We start from the raw sequence: 19,601 nt of genomic DNA, 5'->3' as shown, positions 1-19,601 counted from the left end.
TTGATATTTAAGGGGTTTTAAGCACTTCTATCTTATTTACCCATTTAACCCAGTACGTACCTTCAGTTAAAAGTCCTTTTTTTGTTCCGGCAATAGCAATTCTGAATGGCCTGCCGTCCTCATCCGATAATGGCCTGCCGTCCTGTTCATACATTAAAATTATCTTTAACTCACCATGCGGCGTTTCTTTAAGGTTCCTATCGTAAGTAATAAATTCACCTTGAATCTGTTTATAGTCTAAGACAGTTGAATAACCGTCCTCCGCTGATATCATTACTACATCATCTTGAAATACACCGCCAACCTGTTTGCAAAGGTTTTCGACAGTTACACCCTTTGCCTTATATGGTCCATAAATAATCCCTACTGTTGAAAAAAATCCTCCATTGCCGCAGTATGCCGGAAGTGAGGTTATATCCTTGTGGGACAGTGTTTTTTTAATTCCATCCCGGCCTGACAAAGTTAACTTCCAATCTTTTATTCCATCATCTGCCTGCCTTGGATATGCGTTAATATAGATCAATATTGATGACGCTAAAATTAACAATACGCCAACAATTAATAAGCTTTTTGACTTAATTTCTCTCATTTCATTTTCTCCTGCTTATAAAGAAGTACGCACCGATCATAACCACTCCAACAAGTCCTAAAGAAATAGGCGTCCAGGGAAGTGAGCTTTTCAATCCCGCTGCTGGGTTGCTTTCTAATTTGATATCTGATTCACCATGTTTACCGCCGCTGCATATCCTCAACTCGGTAATCCATTTGCCGGAAAGCCCGTTAGTGCTTGGATATTGACCCTCGAAGAAATGCTGATATTTCTGTTTTGTCAAGGTTGTTTTCATGTCGCTGTTGCCGAAGACACGCTTGCCCTCTTTGTTAGTGTCTTCTGATATAAAAACTATCTGCAGGGCAGTGCGGTAGGCATTATTTGCGGGGTATCCGACACCATAATGTTCCCCTTCAAGGGCATCTTCTCCATTGTACCAGCAAAGCGCTATAGTCCCTTGAGCAGACTGTGGTTCGTATATATTGTCATAAGCAAATTCGGTATGCCATTTATCAACAGAAACGAGCATCACTTCATCATTGGCGGTCATCCCGCCTAACAGTTCACAAAGGTCTTTCAATGCGGCGCCTTTTACTGCTCCTTTATCTTTAAGGTTTTTAACCTCATCCGGATCCCATATGTTACCTTCAAATACAGGACCCTGATGGTAATAATGGGTTTTGCCGTCTCCATATACCCTCAGGTTCCGTTCCATCCATTTGTAATCAACTGTTTTCTCAGCCAATACGGTTACACCGTCAGTGTTATATTTCACTAAATGCAAAGAAGTAGTGGCGCCTGCGGCAAATGCAAAAGAACATATATAGAACTGTGCAATAATAACTACTGCAATACCTAAAAACCGTAAACGGGCTTTTTTCACATAACTGCACTCCTTAATAATCCGAGTTGGCCGTATCAGCAAACACTTTGCCTGCTTGAGGGAGAAATTCAAATGCTTTCACCAGGATAGTAACAAACTCCGCCCTGGTAATTGCTGTATCCGGTTTAAAGGTATTGTCAGGACAGGCATATACGTTCTTTAAATCCACTAAAGGAGAAGACAGGATATGTTCATCAACAACAGTTCCCCGGGGAAATACTTTTACGTCTTTCCCATCCTGAGATATCTCCGCTGCTTTAATGACCTTTATGAATACCGATCCTGTGACAGGGTCTACACTTACTTTGGAATAGCCCAGGATTCGTTCAAAGCTTTTTTGATACCCTGTGAATTTGACCTTATCTAGTGTAGTGTAAGGTCCGCCGCCGATCCCGACAACCATATACTGGATGCCTTTTTCCAAATACCGCTCATAAGCGTGAATATGACCGTTCCACACAGCGCTTACTCCTCTGGAAATAAATGTTTCCTCCCACTCGTTCCTGAGGTTTTCCCAACCGCCGAAATGATTGGACTCTGATGTATAAAAAGGGTGGTGAAAAAAAACAAATTTCCATTTCATGTTATTATCCAGGTCAGTATTCAGCCATTCAGTCTGTTCAGGGGTGCGATGTACGGAATCAATTACTGTAAAATGGGAACCGGCGCAATCAAAAGAGTAATATGGTGAGACTCCGAATATATCGAAATAAAGAGAGTTACCATCATGGTTTCCATGCACGGGAAAAATGGTTGTCCCGGTTGCCATTAAGCGTATGGCATCGAAAAATCTATCCCAATTATGGGCGTCATTACCGTCATTTACCAGGTCGCCCGTATTGATTACAAAAAGAATATTCTCTTCCTGGGCTATCCGGTCTGCAACAAGTTTATGCCTTTCTTCCTGACTAAAATTTGGCGGCTCATCCTGGGTATCTCCATAGACAATGAAACTAAAAGGACCTGATTTTGGAAACGTAGAGAATCGCAAGTCCCCGGTTTGTTCTCTGTCATAACATACCTGATAATGGTATGTAGTCCCTGCCTCAAGTCCGGAAAGAGCAACGTGATGCATTAAGCTGTAAACATTGTCAGAGGCGCTGTTATCATAGGAAGCGTTGGCATTGTAATATGCTTCAGTGCAATAATGGACGGTTACTCTTGATGCGGTATTGGTTTTTATATTTACCACAGCGCTATTTTCATTAGTCCCTGTGATATACGGACCCCAAAGCAATATGGGCGGGTTTCCGGGAGTTTTGTTATAACCGTTGCTTTCATCCGCATAATCTCTGCAGTTAACTGATTGAGGTAAAATAAATACAAAGGCAAGCAAAAACAGTATTGTGATTACTTGCAGAAATGGCAACTGCACCCATATACTTTTGGATCCGGCCATTGCTCTTACCTCTTTTACTTCTTTGGCAGGCAAAATAATTCTATTTATTGTTTTACAATTTATCCCAAAGAGTACTATAGTAAGGGCGGCGTCAACCGCCCTTACTATTCCCACAAAACCTGACTCATTCTGAAAAATGCTCTACAGTTAAAAGCTGGGACCCATTAAAAGACCGGCGATTATTTATTCAGCAGGCCCATGGCATTAACTATGACGGTTACAGCCTCAGCCCTTGTTGCGTTGCCCTGAGGCCGGAATGTATTATCAGGATAACCCTGCATAATCTTGTTCTTAACTGCTGCAAATACGGCTACCTTAGCCCATTCGGAGATACTGTTCTTGTCGGCAAATGCCGTTTCTCCATAAATTTGGTCGAGTTTTAATGCCCTTGCAATCATAACAGCCATCTGTTCGCGGGTAATCAAATCGTCCGGACCAAAGTTATTATCGTCATACCCGTCTACAATGCCCAAGGCCGCTGCTGTAGCAATAAAGTCTTTAGCCCAGTGGTTGGCAGTATCGGCAAATGCTTTGCCGGCTTGAGGGGCAAATTCAAAAGCTCTCACCAAGATAGTAACAAACTCAGCCCTAGTGATGGTTGCGTCCGGTTTAAAACTTCCGTCCGGGTAACCGCTAAGGGCGCCAAGGCCCACTAGTTTTGCGATATTAGCTTCCGCCCAGTGACCGGTAATGTCGTTTAAGCTTCCTGTCTTTTTCACGGCAAACACGGCATACTTGGTAAAGTGATTAACCTGCACTGTAATAGTCGAGCCGGTCACAACCCCACCGAGGTTGATCCATTGGCTGTGAGCTTCGTCATAGTAGAATACGGCCGCTGTTTCACCTTCACCGATGGCGGAAGTGTTAAAGCTAAGGGTGATGCCGACACTGGCGCTAAAGTTATAAGTGGCATTGTTTCCTACTGTAAACTCGTACACTTCACTGGCCAGTTCGGCGCCCGCTGGAGTTGCTGGGAACGAGTTCAACTGCTGCACTGTAACCGTGACAGAAGCTGTGCCATTCAGTGCGTTGGCTGGTATCGTTACCGTGGCGCTACTGCCCAGGCCGATAGTCCCGCCCGCGCTGGGAGTAACTGTGGCAGACCCGGTGGTGGAATTAACTGGATTTGGTGTTGTTGCTCCGCCGCCACCACTACCGCCGCCATCATGAGAAACTTTGACCAGCTTAATGCTTTTAATCTGAGAAACAGATAATGCGTCATTGACAGACGGGCCGACCAACTTGAGCGGCCAGTCGTTATCAGAATCAGGAATAGTTGCCCCGTTCAGCGAATTGGCAATAATATAGTTGTTGTTCCTGATGATATTCTTGCTGGAGATTGTTATTGAATGGCCGTCGGCTGATGTAATGACCACGTTGTATCCCGTGGCTGCCATTTTATCATTAAAGGCGTTGCCGGAATGCTGGTCGGTGTCATCAATAAACCCGGCCAGGAACCAGAGAGGCATACCTTCCCAAATTCGGTTTTCGGAATCTGTGTAGGATACCTTATGGTTAGATCCAAATTGACAGGCCAGGGCCTGCTCGAAATAGGTTTTGCTTACATCATAATAGATGCCGCCTACATCCCTGCCATCAAGCTTTAATGTCCAGTCACCGGCAGGAACGGAATATATCTTTATGCCGGTAATCCACTTTGAAGTCAAACCGGCGCATGAAGGGTACTGAACTCCATCACTGTAATAATAGTGCCAATAATTTGGAGGAAGCGTCTCGTGCATATCCCATTGTCCGTAAACATTGTCGCCATTCGGTGTAAAGAACAACCGCATGCCGTCCGCATAATAGGGCACGTATTTTCCATCACCCCACCAGGCCAGTATTGCATCTCCCTGGCGTTCCTGCACTGCTGGATTGGTGTAGATAGACGCATAGGGAAGCGTAGTCTCATATCCGTCTTTGGCGGTAAATGTTATCTCTGTGCCTGCGCCCATACCTCCGGCAAGATCGCAGAGATCTCTGACACGAGTACCTTTCACGGCATTTGCTATTTTATAACCGCCGGGGTACGTCTCAGCAGCGTCCCACACATCTTCCGGGTTGTTCGTGATACCTTCATAGCGGTATATTGTTTTTCCGTCACCAATCACGTCAAGGTTATCCTGCATCCATAAGTAATTAACGTACGTCTCTCCGATTACAGTGGTTCGATCTTCGGCATACTTGACGATGTGAACCTCGGGTATGGGCAGGGCAGTCTGAAAATTGGTCAGTTCTATCTCTGCGATATTCCCGACGCTGTAACCGCTTAAGGTTCCGTCATCCTTAGTTACACCGGCGCCCACGAGGCGCAGCGGCCATTTCTTGGTAAGCGGTTCACCATTGCATTTATCAGCGATGATATAATCGCTGCTCCGGGCGATATCCGCGCTGGCAAACTCCTTGTTATAGCCGTCTACAGCTTTAACTATAACTGTGTAGCCGGCGCTTGCCTGGTTAGCATTGTAACCATGCGGCAGCCTGTCATCCACCCAGCCTGCCAGAAGCCAAAGAGGCATACCTGACCAGACATTGCCGTCAATATCTTTCCATTCCGCCGAGTGCCCGGCAGCAGGACAGGCCAGGCCGGCCTCGAACTCGGCCTGTGAGATAACATCACTAATCTTTCCGCTTAACGCAAGATTCCAACTGCCGGGCTCTGCCGGCGGTGTCTGTAGCTCCGGTATTTCTATCTTTACGATATTACCAATGCTCTTACCGCCAAGTGATCCATCAGCTTTTGTAACACCGGCGCCTACAAGGCGCAGCGGCCATGAATCAGTAAGATAAGCGCCGTTTATCTTATTAGCGACAATAAAGTTGTCACTTCTGGCTATATCTGTGCTGCTAAAAGTCTTTGTAAAATTATCGCCTGCAATTACATTTACGGAATAGACATTCGCGGCAACCGTATCATTGAATGTCCAGTGGTTACCTGTTTCAAGATCATCCACCACGCCTAAGAGTACCCATAGGGGCACGCCGGACCAAGTGTTGTTGTCAATATCTTTCCATTCCTTGTAGTGACCTGAACCAGCGCATGCAAGGCCAGCTTCAAATTCTTCTTGAGTAATGGTATCGCCTATATCTCCCATCAATTGCAAAGTCCATCCTTCAGATGGCCCGGGAAGTCCCGATAACTCGATCCGAACAATATTGCCGACCTGTTGTCCCCCAAATACTGCAGAACCTTTCAGATGTAGCGGCCAGCACGGTTTTTCTTTTTCGGTCCGAGCCGGAAGCGGTTTCCCGTTAAGTGTGTTAGCAACAATATAACCGTCGTTGCGGGCAATTGCTGAGCTTTCAAGGGTTGCCGACCAACCGTCTCCAGATATAACGTTAACTTCGTAATTTTGTGCAGCAAGGTCATCGTTAAAGTTATAGTGGTATGGACCCACATCGGGGTTGTCGTCGATCATCCCAACGAGCAGCCAGAGCGGTACACCACCCCAGACATTACCATCAATATCAGTCCATTCCCTGTAGTGACCTGAACCCGCGCATGCGAGACCGGCTTCAAAGAAAGCTTTGGTTACGGGCATGTCCTTTGCCCCAGATAATTGAAGAGTCCAATCAGTAGGATTATCTTCTGTATTTACAGTTATATAGCCAGTTTTAATTTCTTCGTCACTGCCGCCGGCATCGGTCACCGTCAGTTTGACTGTGTATGTACCGGCTGTTTCATAAATATAAGTTGGGTTCTGCTCTGTAGAATCCACCGTGCCGTCATTGTTGAAATCCCACGCATAGGCGAGCTGTGCTGTGCCTGTTGATTGATTTGTAAAGTTGACTGTCAGCGGCGCTTCGCCGGTCGTCGGGGCTGCTGTGAACGCAGCTACCGGTACTCCCTGGGGAAGACCAGTCAGCCTGATTTTATACAATCCGCCGACACGGTTTCCTGATCCGGTTATTAAACTGCCGCTGACTATACCCGGCCTCCAGTTCTTTGCCGCATTGTTTACACTTACCTCAGGCAAATCTACAAAATCACCCGTTCCGCCTTTCTTTACCTTGGTAGCTATAAACACATCGTCGGTGTCAATACTTCCGCCTGTAAAATAGGAGGACCAGTTGCCTGCGGCAGCTGTCTTTACATAGTCAGTCCCATCCTGGTTTAACCCGGTAAACTCAATATTGTAAGTCCCCAAAAGTGAATTGTTCAGCGTGGCAGGATCATTGTCATCAATTTTGGCAATCAGTTGCCGCAGTGGTACGCCTTCAAAGATATTCCCATTTCCGTCAGTATAGGTATTGGCCGTGTTTAGTAAGGCCTCCATGCCGGCTTTACTCATGTCAATGGTTGACGTACCGATTAGTTGAATTGGAAAGTCTGCATAAACGTTTTCTGCGCTTGCTTTTGCTGGTGAAAATGTCACGGGAAGCAATAGAAGCAGTGCGAACAAGATGCTCCCCAAAACTTTTTTAAGTCTGCTCATTAATTTCCCATCCCCTTTCTTTGAACATTTTTGATCTTCTTATTTTAAAGTTCGACTAACTTCACTCCCCCTTCCGGTTTTTACAAGGTTTTCCTTGTTCAGGCGTCACGAAAAATCATTTATCAATAACCTTTATTTATTTTGACTTTACTATGGCAGTCACAGCCTCAGCCCTTGTTGCATTGCCCAGAGGCCGGAATGTATTATCAGGATAACCCTGCATGATCTTGTTCGTAACTGCTGCAAATACTGCTCCTTCAGCCCATTCGGAAATACTGTCCTTGTCGGCAAATGCCGTCTCTCCATTAATCAGGTCAAGTTTTTTTGCCTTTGCAATCATAACAGCCATCTGTTCACGGGTAATCAGGTCATCCGGACCAAAGTTATTGTCGTCGTACCCACCCGCAATACCCAGGGCCGCTGCTGTGGCAATAAAGTTTTTAGCCCAGTGGCTGGCCGTATCAGCAAATACTTTGCCGGCTTGAGGGGCAAATTCAAAAGCCTTCACCAAGATTGTTACAAACTCAGCCCTGGTAATGGTTGCGTCGGGCTTAAAGGTTTTGTCGGGATAGCCGCTTACGGCCCCTGTTGCTGCTAATTTTTCTATGTTTCCTTTAGCCCAGTGGCCTGAAATATCGTTTAAAGCCTGTTTTGATTCAATAAATCCTGTTTGCTTTTTAGGTTCTACTTTAATTAAGCTCTCCTTGACCTCATCATCACTTCCGGCGTCATTTTTTACTGTGAGCTTGACTGAATAAGCGCCTGCAGTATCGTACTGATGTGATGGATTCTGCTCATTAGAATCTACTGTGCCATCGTTATCAAAGTCCCATGCATAAGTCAGCGGAGTTGTGCCTTTGGATGCATCAGTGAAATTGACAATAAGCGGCGCCTCACCACTTGCCGGAGCGGCTATGAACGCAGCCGTTGGAACAGTTTTATTGCCGCTGCTGCTGCCGCCGCCGCCACCGCCGCCACCGCCGCCGGTAGGCTTCGCTGTAACCGTAATATAGTCAGCTTTAACTTCCTGATCACTGCCGGCGGCATTTACTACTGTGAGCGTAACAGTATATGATCCTGCTTCACTGTACTCGTATGATGGATTTTTCTCTGTAGAATCAGTCGATCCGTTACCGTCTAGATCCCATGCGTATGACGCGGGTGAATTTGTGGATAGATCAGTAAATTGAACTGTAAGCGGCGCCTGACCGGAGGTTTTATCGGAAGAAAAAGCCGCCTCAGGCGCTAGCGGGATATTTTCGTTGCTGTAGATAATTAACTCAGAAACTTCCTGTACCGAAAGCCCGGTGGTTGTCGGATAACTCTCATTGCCACTCACGAAATAATACCAGTATTCTGGATCAGCGGCTTCATGCCAGTCCCAGTTGCCAAAAGCATTGATGCCCCACGGATTGGTTGAAGCATCGGCAAACCAGACCAGACGCATACCTTCCGTGTACCCGGTATCAGGATACAAGCCGTCCTTGTGCCAGCAAATAACCATGGGTCCTTCTTTGTCTGAGTACTCGTATACGTTTTTATAGGCAAATGTTTTGTTAAAACCGTCGCTTGCCTTTATTTTTATTGTGTCGTCTGGCGACATGCCCCCAACAAGATCACACAGGTCTATTAAGTTGGTACCCATAAGGGCGCCCATATCCTTTTCCTGGACGTTTTTATTTTCCTCCTGGTTCCAACGGAGCATTTGCTCTGTTTCTTCATCAGCATCGTCAATAAATACCGGACCCTGGTGGTAATAGTGCTTTATCCCGTCGCCCATCACGGGTAAGTTGTCCTTCAGCCTATGATAATTGAGTGTTGTCTCCTCGGAAATTATAGTTGTACCGTCGGAAGCAAGCTTTTTAATTGTTAAATTAGTTGATGATGCGCTAACTTTAGTGGCAAAAAACACTGTAAACATTAATAAAAACATAACCAGCAGAAAAAATCGTGTTCCTTTCCCTTTAAAGATAGACATATCTTTCCTCCCACCCCTTTATTTTTTATTTTTTATTAATTTAAAGACCCATGTCATACTAACCCATTCCAAAAAGGACAATATAATAAAAACGCCTTCTTTAGGATGAAGCCCGGCCAGCAGCCTTTTTGGAAAATTCATAAATAAAAAAAGCCAGCCGCCGAAAGGCAACTGACAGTTAGTGTAATAAAAAAGCTAAACCTTAGAAAAAGTTCAGCCCGAATACACAAAAAAACTCCAATTTTCTTTCCGCATCGGGAAGCACAACCGTTTCCAGCTATACTCTATCGGCCCAAGATCCCTAGCCTTCGGCTTTAGGTTCAGAAGCTCGAAAATTGTAATATATTGTTATTTATTTGTACTTAAATTTCTTTTTCTACATTTAAAGCTTGAAATCCTTCTAACAGGAAAATTTTTTTTATTATGATTCAACGAGCCAATTGCAAAAAATACATTCATAAATGACCCATTTACCCGTATAGATGGATTGATAAAACGGGTTCGTATTTCCTGTAATTTTTCAAAATATCTATTATCCGGAAAAGTTTTCTTCACGAAGCAGGAAAACAGGTTTTCAATGTCTAATTATATCCTTTAATATAAACTTATCTCCGATCCTAATGTTCTGTTAGCCGATGTGGTATGAATATTAGGACGATGGGCGCTGAGGGAAACTGATGCGCCTCCCGCATTGGAAAGGAGATGAATTGGATCGGCTTAAATTGGCCGGGTCTGCTTCTGAATGCGGACTCGGCCTTTTTGATCAAATGGACCGGGAGGCAGGGGTTTGTAGTAATCCAATCAATAGATTAATTTTGGAGGGGATTTTATGTTTTCAAAAACTAAATGGTTAGTGTTGACAGCCGCTTTTTTAATTCTGCTGAGCCTGGTGGGCTGTGTAAACAAAAATCCTAAACCGGCTGCGGAAGAAAATAAGGCTGCGGAAGGGAATAAAGCTGCTGATGTTATTCTGGCTACTACAACAAGCACTCAGGACAGCGGACTTTTGGATGTCCTGATTCCTGAATTTGAAAAGCAAAGCGGCTATAAGATTAAGACCGTAGCGGTTGGTACGGGAGCGGCGCTGGCTATGGGCGAAAAAGGCGAGGCGGACGTACTGCTGGTCCATTCACCAGCCGACGAAAAAAAGCTGGTAGACAGCGGAGCAGGAATCAATTACCAACTGGTTATGCATAATGATTTTATTATTATAGGGCCGAAAGATGATCCGGCAAAAATAAGCGGCTTAAAAACTGCCTCCGAAGCTATGAAAAAAATTGCTGAATCGGGCAGTATATTTATCTCCCGCGGGGATAATTCGGGAACTCATAAGAAAGAACTCAAGTTATGGGAATCTGCAGGAATAACCCCCAAAACAGGAGCAACCTACCAGGAGACCGGACAGGGTATGGGACAGACGTTAATTATAGCAGAGCAGAAGTTAGGTTATACACTGACGGATCGTGCTACTTACCTGGCCCAGCAAAAGAACCTCAGTCACCTGGTTATTTTAGTGGAAGGCGAAAAATCCCTGCTCAATATTTATCATGTAATGCAGGTTAATCCAGAAAAATTCGCCAATATAAATGCAGATGGCGGTAAAGCTTTTGTTGACTTTATGGTTTCTCCGGCAACTCAAAAAACGATCTCCACTTTTGGGGTAGATAAATACGGGCAGCAGTTGTTTACTCCAGACGCCGGGAAAAAAGAGGCTGATCTAGGTAAGTAGATAAATGTTACCGTCCGGGGGTAATGTATTTTGGAACTGATCTGGAATGGTATAATAAAGGCAATAATAGCGCTTGCCACACTAGATCCGGAAATAATGGAAGTTGCCTTGCTTACCCTCCAGGTTTCCGTTGCAGCGACATTGGTCAGTTTATTAATCGGCATTCCCCTGGGCAGTGTTTTAGCTTTAAGCCAATTCCCGGGACGCAACTTCCTTGTCAGTATCGCCAATTTCGGGATGGGATTGCCGCCGGTTGTCGTAGGCCTTTGGGTAAGTATCTTTTTATGGAGATCAGGACCGCTGGGATCCTTGAATATGATATATACTCCTTATGCCATGATCATCGCGCAGGCGGTAATCGCATCCCCAATTGTCATAAGCCTCACTTTGGCTGCCATTCAGCAGATTAATCCCCAGCTGCGCCTGCAGCTGACAGCGCTTGGCGCTAACCGGACACAGATGGCCTGGACCCTTGTAAAAGAGGCCCGGCTGGGTTTGCTGGCCGCGGTCATGGCCGGTTTTGGCGGGGTAATTTCCGAAGTGGGCGCCTCGATGATGGCCGGCGGTAACATTAAGGGAATGACCAGGGTATTTACTACGGCTACGGTAATGGAAGTATCCAAAGGCAATTTTGATGTCGCTATCGCTCTCAGCATTCTGTTGATGCTGCTGGCTTATGGTGTTACGGCGATATTAACCGCTATACAGCAGGGAAGAAACAACCGATGAGCAAAATCGTCGAAATAATTGATCTGACACTTGTGCTTCAGGGTAAAACAATCCTGAAAATTCCCTATTTTTCTTTGGACAGGGAAGAATCGATCTGTTTGACAGGTCCCAACGGGGCGGGAAAAAGCACCCTTCTGTTCGTCATGGCGGCATTGCAGGAGCCTACTGCCGGAACAGTCTCTTTATTCGGTAAGAATGTTAAGGATCAGTCATTTTTTGAATTGCGCAGGAGAATAGCTGTGGTCTTTCAAAAACCAATGATGTTCGACCTGACGGTAATAGAAAACCTGGAGCTTGGACTGAAGTATCGCGGCATGAACCGCAGAGAAAGGGAGAAAAGGATCTATCCCTGGCTGGAGAAAATGAAACTTACCCACCTTACCAAACGGCGTGCCCGTTCACTTTCGGGAGGAGAAGCCCAGCGTGTAGCCCTTGCCCAGGCTTTAATTTTGAAACCGGAAATCATTTTTCTGGACGAACCATTTGCCAACCTGGACAGGGAAATGCGCCAGGGATTAATTGATGAAATTGGTAAAACACTAAAAGCGGAAAAAATCGCAACGGTAATGATAACTCACCACAGGAAAGAGGCCGCAGCAGTATCTGACAGCATCTACCATATGGAAGACGGAGAAATTATTAACCGTGAGTTTTTAACCTTTCAAAACAATCCTGGCTAATATCTGCGCCAAATGGTATTGCCTGGTTAAAGCTCGATTTATGGCTGGGAATCCAATTCATAGCCAAAAAACGGCTGTGGCGGCCAAAAATTTTCTGTGAACCTTGAAAACCGATCGCCAGTTGTGTCAAAATAGACTTGGATTTGTTGCTGACAGCGGCAATCAGGCAAGTAAAGGGAGAAAAAATGACAGAACTTTTTAAAGTAGCAACCGTGTGTGAGGCCCGGCGAATCATTTGGGAAGAATATATCCGGCAGCAAAAAATTGAAATAGTTCCTCTTTTAGAGGCTTTGGGCCGGCGTACGGCCAAGGAAATATTCGCCGGTGATAATTTGCCCGGTTTTACACGCTCCACAATGGATGGATTTGCAGTGCGCGCCCGGGATACTTTCGGCGCTTCCGAGTCGCTGCCGGCTTACCTGGAAATTGCAGGGGAGGTTTTGATGGGCCAGGAACCCATGGGAAGACTGGAAGCGGGCAAGGCGTGGCGAATTGCTACGGGCGGTATGCTGCCGCAGGGCGCAGACGCAGTGGTGATGGTAGAGTATACCGAGAACCTTGACGAAGATACTATAGGTGTTGTTAGACCTGTGGCGCCTGGCGAAAACCTGATCTTAAAAGGCGAGGATGTTGTTTGCGGCAGTCCTGTTCTTCAGCCCGGAAACCGCATAAAAGCACAGGACCTGGGAGTCTTAGCCGCTGCCGGAGTAACTTCAGCAGAAGTGTTCTGCAAGACGCGCGTGGGCATTATCTCAACTGGTGACGAGATTGTTCCTCCCGATCAGAAACCTCCCCCGGGAAAGGTCAGGGACATCAATTCATATTCGCTTTTTGGAGCTATTGTCGAAGCTGGCGGTGAACCGGTACAATACGGCATAGCCGGTGATGACTTTCAGAGAATACACGGGCTGCTTGCCCTGGCGGTTGAAGATAACGACATTGTACTGCTCACCGGCGGAAGTTCCGTTGGGACGAAGGACATGGCTGTACAGGCAATAAGTTCGCTCGGCAAACCGGGGGTACTTTTTCATGGTCTCGCCATCAAGCCGGGCAAACCTGCCATCGGGGCTGTAGTTTCTGGAAAACCGGTTTTTGGCCTTCCGGGACACCCGGCTTCAGCTCTGGTAGTCTTTTACCTTCTGATTGATCCGCTGATCAGACTGGGAAGCTACCCGAAAGAAAATGAAGAGTTTTTGGAATTTCCCGTATGCGCCAGGATTACACGCAACCTTCGCTCAGCCCCCGGCCGGGATGATTTCGTTCAGGTAAGGCTGGTCTCTGCAGAGGGCGAACTTTGCGCTGAACCTGTTCTGGGTAAGTCTGGCCTAATCAGTACGCTGGTTAACGCAGACGGCCTGGCTAGAATACCTGCCGGCAAAGAGGGCGTTCAGGCGGGGGAGATTGTCAGAATAAAGCTGTTTTAGGAGAAAAAGATGGGGCGAAATATTTATCTCGAAGATATACCCTTGGAGAAAGCAATTGAAAAATACCTTCAAGAACTGGACAAAATAGGCGCTTTAAAACCTGCGCCGCCCGAGCTTATCCCGGCGGAAAATTCTCTTCACAGAATTACGGCGCAGCCGGTCTATGCAAAGGGTTCATCTCCTCACTACCATTCTGCGGCAATGGACGGATATGCCGTAATGGCGGCGAGCACGTTTGGCGCAAAAGAAACTTCCCCTCTTCAACTCCGTTCGGAGATAGACGCGATACCTGTTGACACAGGAGACCCCCTGCCGGCGGGCTGTGATGCCGTGATTATGATTGAAGATATCCATCCGGTCAAAGAAGGCATTATAGAAATAATTCAACCGGCTTATCCCTGGCAGCATGTCAGGGTAGTAGGAGAGGATATAGTCGCCACTGAAATGATTATTCCCTCCAACCACAGGGTTAGGCCGATAGATATAGCCGGCTTGCTGGCCGGTGGGGTAAATGAAATCGCTGTACGTCCAAAGCCTTATGCAGCTATAATTCCCACCGGAGATGAGATAATTGAGCCCTGCGCTGAACCTGCGCCGGGTAAAATAATTGATTTCAATTCTCGAGTTTTTGCAGCGATGATTGAAGAATGGGGCGGTTTGGCTCAGCGCCGGAAAATTATCAAAGACGATCCGCAGATGCTGCAGCAGGCCCTGGCGGCCGCTGTAAAAACAGCCGATCTGGTTTTAATCAACGCCGGTTCCTCAGCCGGCAGGGAGGACTTCACTTCCGAAGTCATCAGCAGGATGGGCAAGGTTGTGGCGCACGGGGTCGCCATCAGGCCGGGCAAGCCTGTTATACTTGGGATAATTGAAAACAAACCGGTTATCGGAATACCGGGCTATCCCGTGTCAGCTTACCTCTGCGCCGAACTGTTTGTTAAAAGAATCATTTATTACAAGCAAGCCCTGATTCCTCCCCCGCGGGAAAAGATAAATGCATTGATGTCCAGGAAACTGTATTCATCGCTTGGTGTTGAGGAATTTGTCCGGGTCAAGCTGGGGCGTGTCGGCGATCATGTAATAGCGACGCCGGTAACCAGGGGGGCCGGGGTAGTTATGTCTTTAATACGGGCTGACGGAGTTGTCCGCGTGCCCAGGTTCTCGGAAGGGATTGCTAAAGGAGAAATAACGGAAGTTGAGCTGCTGCGTTCTGATCATGAAGTGCAGGAGACTACTGTTATTATCGGAAGCCATGACAATACGCTTGATATACTGGCCAATTACATGCGGCTGTTCTTTCCGGAGGCGTCCGTTTCCAGCGCACACGTCGGCAGCCTGGCCGGCCTCACGGCTTTAAGAAAGAACGAGGCGCATTGCGCGGGCATACATCTTTTAGATGAAGAAACCGGCGAGTATAACGTTTCCTATTTAAAACGCTACTTGCCGAAAAAAGAAGTAATTCTGGTAAACCTTGTTTATCGACAGCAGGGATTGATTGTTAAAAAGGGAAATCCAAAAAGCATTTCAGGGCTTGAAGATTTAACAAGGCAGGATATAATTTTCGTCAACCGTCAAAACGGCGCCGGAACGCGCGTGCTGCTGGACTACAGCCTTAAACAAAAGGAAATATCGCCGGATAAGATAAAGGGTTATGACCGGGAGGAATACACTCATATGGCGGTTGCGGCTGCCGTTGCGGCAGGAGAGGCGGACTGCGCTCTTGGTATCCAGGCTGCGGCAAACGCTTTGAACCTTGATTTTATCAGCCTCGGAGAGGAGCGCTATGACCTGTGCATTCCGGAAGAACACTGGGAAACCCGCTATATCAAGCGACTACTCAGCGTAATCGAAAGTCCGGATTTTAAGAAGGAAGTCAGTTCCCTGGCTGGTTACGATCTTAGGGACTGCGGCAAAATCATGTGGAAAAGCAGTGAATAAAATTTTGGTTTTAAGACTATAGATCATGTTACCTAACAAGCAGCGTATATCGCTGCTTTAAAAATCTTTCACTTTTTTGCAGGGAATTTGTCTTAATTATAGTATATAATATGTATAATGTCTCCGAGTTTGGCAGGCCTTGTTAAAAAAGCATGGCGGCCAGGCCGACAGGGTGTAGGGGGAAACTCCTGCGCCTCCCATTGCGGAAAGGAGAAGACAGCTTTGATAAAGTGAAGCTTTGTCCTTTTTGCATTTGGGCAAAGCTTTTTCTTGTATAAAGCATAATTACAAGGAGGACAATATCATGAACTTGATGAAACATAATCAACTCTTAAAGCTGGGTCAAAATTTATTGGAAGCTCCCTGGCCAAAATGCGACCAAATAGCGCGGCAAATATATGAAATAGGCGGAGAAGAAGCAAAGAATGCTTTGTTGGAAGGATTAAAAGGAAAAAACCATCATATCAGATTGGCGTCCATTAAAATGTTAACTAAGTTTCATGATGCTTCCCTCGCCGGTTACATCAGGCCTTTTTTGGATGACCCTTTATACGAAACAAGAATGCAGGCGAAAAAATCACTGGAAGTACTAACAAAGGAAGAAGTTTCTGTGGGTTGACGCCGTCTGTCATTGAAAATTATTTTGTTACTTGAAAACCCCTCGGTTAAAAACCTACATATTTTGTATGGCTTTCCTTCATGCTTAAGGACTAGTCCTAATAGGTTACTCCCTTTTTCAATCTTATTTAAACCCTTACTCATTCTTTTTAGCTATTTTCTTTTAAATTCAGATATTTTACTATTTTTATAAGGAAATAAGTTGGAGTTACTCTTAAAAAGTGTTAAAGGCTCATTTTTAAATGGTTTTTAAAAAGAAAGGGGGAATTGCAAAAATAAAAAAGCAGGGTTTATATTCCTTAGTCTTTTTTCCATCCTGATTTACCCCCGTCCGGAGTTTAATTATTCGCTCCGTAAAAAATAAGGGCGGGAAGAACTTTTAGAAGCGCTGAAGCCAAAGTATCCTCATTTTCAGGCAGGTTATCTTTAAGTAAGAAAGATAAAGAGGGGGTATTTTAGTATTTCATCCGCGTGTTTGTTTTACTGTTGGCTGAAGAGATTTCGGCGGGCAGGAAAATGAATGATTAACCAGGCTGGAAAATTTCTGAGCTTATTGCGGAAAAGTTTAGGGAATGTGGAAGCGAAGGCCATTAAGTGCATAATGTATGTGTTGACAAACAGTACGAAGATTTGTTTAATTAAGCACGATGGTGACCAATAATTATCAACCTGCGCAGCTTAGAGCTTGGCTGCGGAGATACCCAGCGGGGCTAAAAAGATATGTAGAGGGGTTTAAAAATGAGGTACGCAGAGACAGGGTATTATTTAGAAGTTGATTTATCAACAGGAAACATTGAAAGGGTAGAATCCGACCCGAAATGGACCGAACTTTATATGGGGGGCTTGGGTACTAACGCTAAGATTTTGTGGGACAGGGTTCCCCCCGAAATCGAGCCCTTTTCTCCTGAAAATCTGCTTATTTTCAGCGCCGGCCTTTTAGGCGGCACACTTGCTACCGGCGCTAACCGGACCATTGTTTCTACCATTTCACCCCAGACCGGGTTAATGGCCTATTCAATGATGGGCGGTTTTTTTGCGCCTGAATTGAAGTATGCCGGCTTTGACAAAGTGATCATTCGCGGCAAGTCCGACAAACTGGTCTATTTGCTGATCAACAATGATAAGGTGGAAATACGTGACGCTTCTCATTTAAAGGGCAAAGGCGCTGTTGAAACTCAGGAGCTTATTAAAGAAGAGTTAAATGAACCGAAAGCCCACGTGGCCGCTATCGGTCTGGCCGGTGAAAACAAAGTCTGGTATGCCTCAATAGAGCAGGGCAGGTCCAGCTGCAGCCGGGCAGGGGTAGGCGCCGTAATGGGCGATAAAGGTCTAAAGGCGGTAGCTGTTCGCGGAACAAAAGACGTCAATATTGCCCGGCCAGCTGATTTTATCAAAGAATGCAACGGTGTGATGGACTATATCAAATACCGTGCAGATCATCCAATTAAGAATGTAGAGGCCATTTTCCAGAACTTGGGTTCGCCGCAAGAGATGTTGCTGGTTGATGAAAAATGGCATACCGCCGGTTTTATGTGGGGGAATGTCCGCACCAGAAGAAAAGACTTCTGGACCGAGGAAGTGGAAGAACAGTGGACGTCGGTTCAAGAAAGTGTCCGGAGGCGTCTGATAAGCTGCTATAACTGCCCGATGAAATGCGGAGGTCTGATTTCCGTACCGGGAAGTCCGAACTACATGATGAAATGCTTTTCGAAACTTACTTATACAATGGCTGCCTTTTCCGACCTGGCCTTTGGCTTTAAAATCGCCCAGATGGCCACGGAGTACGGCGTGGACGGATTCACCTGCCCGCAGGCTATGGCCTTCGCCCTTGAACTTCTTGAAGCCGGTATTTTAACTGAAGCAGACTTTCCGGGAATGCCGTCCGATACGGAAGGAAGATTTTACTGGCTGCTTGACAGGATTGTTCGCCGGGAAGGCATAGGAGATATTTTAGCTAACGGCACATACTGGGCTGCCCAGGCAATTGGCAAGGGCGCACAAGAGTACGCTCATAATAACATTAAGAAACATGAACAGCTTCCTCTCAAGTTAGGAATGCTGAACCCCGTTTATTTCCTTATGTATAGTACGGGTGAAAAAATAAATATTACGCAGATTGAAGGGCAGTTTCCCCAGGAGCCCTTCCCGACTATGGAATCGAGAGAGGAGTTTGTCAGCGACTGGATCCAGGTCCCTGATGAAAAGTTTAAAAAATATTTCCTGGATTGGAACGCACGCGGAGAAAACTCGAACCCCCTGTACCCGACTCCTGAAATTGCCGCTGAACTGGTTGACTGGATGGAAAGAATGCATTACATCGATGACGCCCTCGGGATATGCGCCGGTCTGTCGTCATTCCCCTTGAAGCCTCCCTATCACATACACAATTACCCGCGTTTCTTCTCGGCGGGGACCGGAGTCGATATGGATGAAGAGTCAATGACTCAGGCGGCCAGGAGAAACCGGACCTTGATCAGAGCTATCAATGTGAGAAGAGGCATGACCAGGGCGGACGAAAAGCCGCCGGAAGATCATTGGAGAAAGAGGTTCCCCGAACTTGAAAATCAACTCTTGGACGTTTACTACAAATTCAGGGGATGGGATGAACGGGGTATTCCCACAAAAGAGTATCTGCAGGAAATAGATCTGGGTTATGTTGCTGAAGACTTGGAAAAAAGAGGGATCTTAAAAAATGAGTAAAGTTAAGAAGAAAATCAAAAGAATCACGGTCGATATTGAAAAATGCAATGGCTGCCGTGCGTGCGAGGCGATTTGCTCCGCCTTTCACGCTGAACCGAAATACAGCACTACTAATCCGGAGAGGTCCCGTATCCGGTTGATGCGTCATCCGCTGAAAGACATATTTGTTCCTGTTTACGCCGGTGAATATACTCCGGCCGAATGTATGGGCAGAGACAAATATATAATTGAAGGAAGAGAGTACGACGAGTGCGGTTTCTGCAGGGCTGCCTGCCCTTCCAGGACGCTTTTCCATGAACCCGATTCCGGCCTTCCTTTAAAGTGCGATATGTGTGAAGACGATCCGCCGCAGGAAAAGCCGCTTTGTGTTCAGTGGTGCATAAACGACGCCCTGATCTATGAAGAAAGGGAAGAGGAAGTCGAAGAGACTGTTCAGATAGACGAAATTGAGATAGGAATTCAATCTTTGGCGGACAAGCATGGAATAGACAAGGTTGTAGAAATCATTAGCAGGATGTCACAGAAGAGCTAGAATTT

The 19,601-nt window shown here is 46.1% G+C and carries 13 protein-coding genes and 3 riboswitches; of the genes, 8 read left to right on the top strand and 5 right to left on the bottom strand.

The window, feature by feature from the left end:
- Window positions 1-7 precede the first annotated feature (7 nt).
- From DEH07_12025 to DEH07_12005, 5 genes are all read right to left on the bottom strand, one after another.
- The gene (locus DEH07_12025; GenBank protein HBY05207.1) at window positions 8-589 is read right to left on the bottom strand and encodes a molybdopterin-binding oxidoreductase; all 582 of its coding nucleotides are present in this window, start codon (window positions 587-589) and stop codon (window positions 8-10) included.
- Between the two features lies 1 nt (window position 590).
- Window positions 591-1,475, bottom strand: coding sequence for an argininosuccinate synthase (locus tag DEH07_12020; GenBank protein ID HBY05206.1), 885 nt, complete (start codon window positions 1,473-1,475; stop codon window positions 591-593).
- On the bottom strand, window positions 1,447-2,946 hold the full coding sequence (locus tag DEH07_12015) for a hypothetical protein (protein ID HBY05205.1): 1,500 nt from the start codon (window positions 2,944-2,946) through the stop codon (window positions 1,447-1,449). Before DEH07_12015 ends, DEH07_12020 begins: the two co-directional genes overlap by 29 nt.
- Before the next feature lie 65 nt (window positions 2,947-3,011).
- Complete coding sequence (locus DEH07_12010) at window positions 3,012-7,268, bottom strand: hypothetical protein (protein HBY05204.1); 4,257 nt, start codon at window positions 7,266-7,268, stop codon at window positions 3,012-3,014.
- A 136-nt stretch (window positions 7,269-7,404) separates the two neighbouring features.
- Window positions 7,405-9,246, bottom strand: a complete 1,842-nt coding sequence (locus DEH07_12005) for a hypothetical protein (protein HBY05203.1) — start codon at window positions 9,244-9,246, stop codon at window positions 7,405-7,407.
- A gap of 226 nt (window positions 9,247-9,472) precedes the next feature.
- Window positions 9,473-9,592, bottom strand: a riboswitch (molybdenum cofactor riboswitch).
- Window positions 9,593-9,843: 251 nt separating this feature from the next.
- Window positions 9,844-9,964, top strand: a riboswitch (molybdenum cofactor riboswitch).
- 111 nt (window positions 9,965-10,075) lie between these two features.
- Here DEH07_12005 and DEH07_12000 point away from each other — a divergent pair.
- The 8 genes from DEH07_12000 (at window position 10,076) to DEH07_11965 (ending at window position 19,596) form a co-directional block, all read left to right on the top strand.
- Window positions 10,076-10,975: a tungsten ABC transporter substrate-binding protein gene (locus DEH07_12000; protein ID HBY05202.1), complete on the top strand. Its 900-nt coding sequence runs from the start codon at window positions 10,076-10,078 to the stop codon at window positions 10,973-10,975.
- A 30-nt stretch (window positions 10,976-11,005) separates the two neighbouring features.
- Window positions 11,006-11,704: a tungstate transporter permease gene (locus DEH07_11995; GenBank protein HBY05201.1), complete on the top strand. Its 699-nt coding sequence runs from the start codon at window positions 11,006-11,008 to the stop codon at window positions 11,702-11,704.
- Window positions 11,701-12,384: an ABC transporter gene (locus DEH07_11990; GenBank protein ID HBY05200.1), complete on the top strand. Its 684-nt coding sequence runs from the start codon at window positions 11,701-11,703 to the stop codon at window positions 12,382-12,384. The genes DEH07_11995 and DEH07_11990 overlap by 4 nt, the downstream gene beginning before the upstream one ends.
- 185 nt (window positions 12,385-12,569) lie before the next feature.
- On the top strand, window positions 12,570-13,808 hold the full coding sequence (locus DEH07_11985) for a molybdopterin molybdenumtransferase MoeA (GenBank protein HBY05199.1): 1,239 nt from the start codon (window positions 12,570-12,572) through the stop codon (window positions 13,806-13,808).
- 9 nt (window positions 13,809-13,817) lie between these two features.
- Window positions 13,818-15,746: a molybdopterin biosynthesis protein gene (locus DEH07_11980; protein ID HBY05198.1), complete on the top strand. Its 1,929-nt coding sequence runs from the start codon at window positions 13,818-13,820 to the stop codon at window positions 15,744-15,746.
- Window positions 15,747-15,855: 109 nt separating this feature from the next.
- A riboswitch (molybdenum cofactor riboswitch) is annotated at window positions 15,856-15,975 on the top strand.
- A 75-nt stretch (window positions 15,976-16,050) separates the two neighbouring features.
- Window positions 16,051-16,365, top strand: coding sequence for a hypothetical protein (locus DEH07_11975; GenBank protein ID HBY05197.1), 315 nt, complete (start codon window positions 16,051-16,053; stop codon window positions 16,363-16,365).
- 737 nt (window positions 16,366-17,102) lie between these two features.
- Window positions 17,103-19,064, top strand: a complete 1,962-nt coding sequence (locus DEH07_11970) for an aldehyde dehydrogenase (protein HBY05196.1) — start codon at window positions 17,103-17,105, stop codon at window positions 19,062-19,064.
- Window positions 19,057-19,596: a (4Fe-4S)-binding protein gene (locus DEH07_11965; protein HBY05195.1), complete on the top strand. Its 540-nt coding sequence runs from the start codon at window positions 19,057-19,059 to the stop codon at window positions 19,594-19,596. Before DEH07_11970 ends, DEH07_11965 begins: the two co-directional genes overlap by 8 nt.
- The last annotated feature ends 5 nt before the right edge of the window (window positions 19,597-19,601 follow it).

It is taken from the genome of Desulfotomaculum sp. (genome assembly GCA_003513005.1).
Classification (GTDB): domain Bacteria; phylum Bacillota; class Desulfotomaculia; order Desulfotomaculales; family Nap2-2B; genus 46-80.
Note: the sequence above shows the minus strand (reverse complement) of the source record. Positions and strands in the feature narration are given on the sequence as shown.